At 34.8% G+C, this 3,049-nt stretch carries 2 protein-coding genes; one reads left to right on the plus strand and one right to left on the minus strand.

Annotated elements, in window-relative coordinates; all coding sequences use genetic code 11:
- Positions 1-781 precede the first annotated feature (781 nt).
- On the minus strand, positions 782-1,681 hold the full coding sequence (locus tag MUW74_RS01860; protein ID WP_243517879.1) for a hypothetical protein: 900 nt from the start codon (positions 1,679-1,681) through the stop codon (positions 782-784).
- Positions 1,682-2,321: 640 nt separating this feature from the next.
- Here MUW74_RS01860 and MUW74_RS01865 point away from each other — a divergent pair.
- On the plus strand, positions 2,322-2,750 hold the full coding sequence (locus MUW74_RS01865) for a hypothetical protein (protein WP_243517880.1): 429 nt from the start codon (positions 2,322-2,324) through the stop codon (positions 2,748-2,750).
- The last annotated feature ends 299 nt before the right edge of the window (positions 2,751-3,049 follow it).

The following is a 3,049-nucleotide window of genomic DNA, read 5'->3' on the forward strand; positions in this document are numbered from 1 at the left end:
GGGCAATCACCTATTAAAGCTGATTAGAAAAACAGCTTGTTTGAACCCGCGCAGCGGGTGAGTTCTGTTTTTACAGCTCTAACAGGTGATTGCTGCAACTTTTTACTGAGGGCTTGATTTTTTGGTTACTTTTTTATCAAGAAAAAAGTAACAATAAAGATTCATTTTTTACCAATGTAATGAACAGATACCAACTTTTTGCACAAGTCTTCATTTTTTGTCCACTTTTTGATCAAGCAAAAATTAGGATAAAAGTAGCGGTGTACTAGCAGACTGAAAAAAACTAAGACCATTATATTTCAAAATCAATAAAACATAGATCTCAAGTTGATGCCCCTACTTGCATTAAACAACTACCTCTACTTTCTATGATTTTTCAGCTATATAATTTCAAAGAACTAAGACTAACTGATAAAATATTCTACTAACCCTTACCACTTCAATTAATTTGTTTGGTTGGTCACCTATCTTGATCAAGTCTGAAGCAAGTATACGAATTTTTTCTAAACTCTAATAAAATTTTCAGGAATAAAGAATAGAAACCGGTATCTATTTACTACTTTGGCAGAAGTGCACCCCAAAAAAGCCTCTTGTAAAATGTTACGCTCAGAAAGTGACCCTTACAGCTGAAATAGAAAACCAGGTTTATTTGAAGCCGACTAGGTGGGCTTCAAATAAACCTGGTGCTTAAATTCTTACTGATATCTAGTATGCCAGCGGATTTTTTGTTCGTGGCTCCTATAAATCCTGCAGCATAAGCAAGCTTATGCAAGCTCTATTTTTATTTCTTCTTTTTTTTCTGAATTGTTTCTCTTAAAGTTTCTACGTATTCATTTGCTAGTTCTAGCGCATCTTGCATCGCGTGTTCTATTTCTTTTTTTATGTTTGCTTTTTTCTGACTTTCGCTCAAAGCAGCATCATTCCAAGTTTTTTGTAGAAGCTTTGGAACTGTCTCCTGGTAGTATTTCATGAAGTTGTTTATCAACTGCTTCTTACTTTTTTCGAATTTTTTTGGTAGGTTATAGCCCTTTTTCAATATTTCTTTTATTTCTTCTTGCAGTCTTGCTATCTCTTCTACCTTCTTTTCAATATCTTCTAATTCAAGTTCTATTTTTTTATCTACTGATGTGTTTTCTTGAACTAAATTCCAATAAGATTTGATTGAAAGCATCAAGCTAGATGATGCATTATGGTCTGTTTGGCTACTACCAGCACTGTTTTTTACTTCATCATCACCTTGGGGTGCGATGTTGTTACCTTCATTCTTATTATTAGGATCATCTATTATTTGATTTTGGTCCTGTTTATTTTCACCTGATTCAGTGGATGTAGCTCCACTATTTGCACCTGAAAGAACTGCCTTGTTACTATCTTTTTCTATAGCAGCTTTAGAAGAGCCGCTTGGTTGTTGTTTTGAACCAGCGTCTGACTCTACTTTATCGGATTCTATTGGACTATCCGAAGTAAATGCTACATTTACTTGGCCATCCTGAGTGGTATCTTGACCTTCATCAAGTGTTTTATGATCGTTTTCTTTATTTTTTCCTTGTACAGACATAACGTCTTGAATAGGTTTTTGTTCCCCAAAAATGCATCCAGTCGAAACGAGTAGGGCACAATACAATGGCGCATTTGCCAAGATTTTTATGGGCTTTACGTTTTGGTTATTTTTTGTTTTCATTATTATTTAATCTATCTAGTTATGGAGTTAAAAGATACTGCTGTATTTAAACTTATGCTTGTTATAGCCGCCTAATACCATATATGCATCTTATGCTTACTTATATACATCTTATGCTTAACTGTTTATATTAGTAAGAGCATCCATTTAACCAATGGTTGACACTTAAAAAAACTATTCTCATCGCTGCAAAGGCAGCGGTCAAAAAAAGCCTCTTTAGTCAAATAATTATTGCGTATATGAAGCATATAAGGCTAGTGACTGCTTGGCTTTTATAGCCTAATTTGTCTAAAAATGAATGGTATGTATTTTTTTTTAATTATCCTAAACTTATATGGTTAAATCGTGTGGTCTTGTGGAAAGCCAATAGTTTATAATGAAACTATCTAGCAGCTATTCCGTAACTATGAAGTATAAATTGATACAAAAAGGGCAACTAATTACATAAGCCTAGCATGCCCCGGTTTGGTGCGCTCTGCTGCTTAGAAACGCCTCGAGATAAGCACGTTACGCAAGCAGTTTATTGTCCATGCCTTGTACATTAAGACTTAACAAAAAGGATTACTATTTTGTAGTTAATTTTTTTGTGATCATGTTTTTTTTTGCTAATATGAATGTGCAAGCTTTATCCAATATATATATGAAAAAAAATATACCTTACAGCGTAGTCTTGTGGATCCCTTTGTTACTATTTAATACCCTATTATCATGTACAAATGCAACACAAGTACTAACCATGGGGGACCGTCATGCAAGAGAAAAAATAGAAGAAGAAAAAACAGAGCTAGCATGTCAGCAACGGTTAGCAAGATTACCCTTGTCGCTGCAGGGCATGGTAGCAGACGGAATCTGCACCATACATGAAGCAGAAAATAGATTTTTAGTTACCAATCAAAATAGCAAATCATTACCATTGCTATTAGTAGTTGGGAGCATATTTGTAGTGATTATTTTACCTAGCTGGGCCTATATGGTATATAGTAATTATTTTAGTCAAAATAATCAATCACCTACCTGGCCAGCATGCCTAAATGCAAGCTTGCTCAATACAACTAGTAACATAGGATAATGAATTAACTAGTAGCCCTATCATCTCTAGTTTCCAAAACTCTTTATTCGAGCAGATATTAGATCTTATTTTTTTTAAGCGCTAACCTTGATAGCCATTCAGCCGAATGGTAAATAATGTATTTTTACCTTACTTTTTTCTTTCACTACTGTGGCAGCAGTACACACAAAAAGAAAAAATGCCCCTTGTAAAAAGTTGCTGAAAGCACACACTTAGGTAGCCGTTCAGCGCAGTGGCGAAGCTACGTAGAAAAAGCAAAAACGCCCCTTGTAAAATAGTTGCGATCAGCAAGCAGCCCT

It is taken from the genome of Candidatus Cardinium sp. cBcalN2, from assembly GCF_022810445.1.
In the GTDB taxonomy this organism is placed as follows: domain Bacteria; phylum Bacteroidota; class Bacteroidia; order Cytophagales; family Amoebophilaceae; genus Cardinium.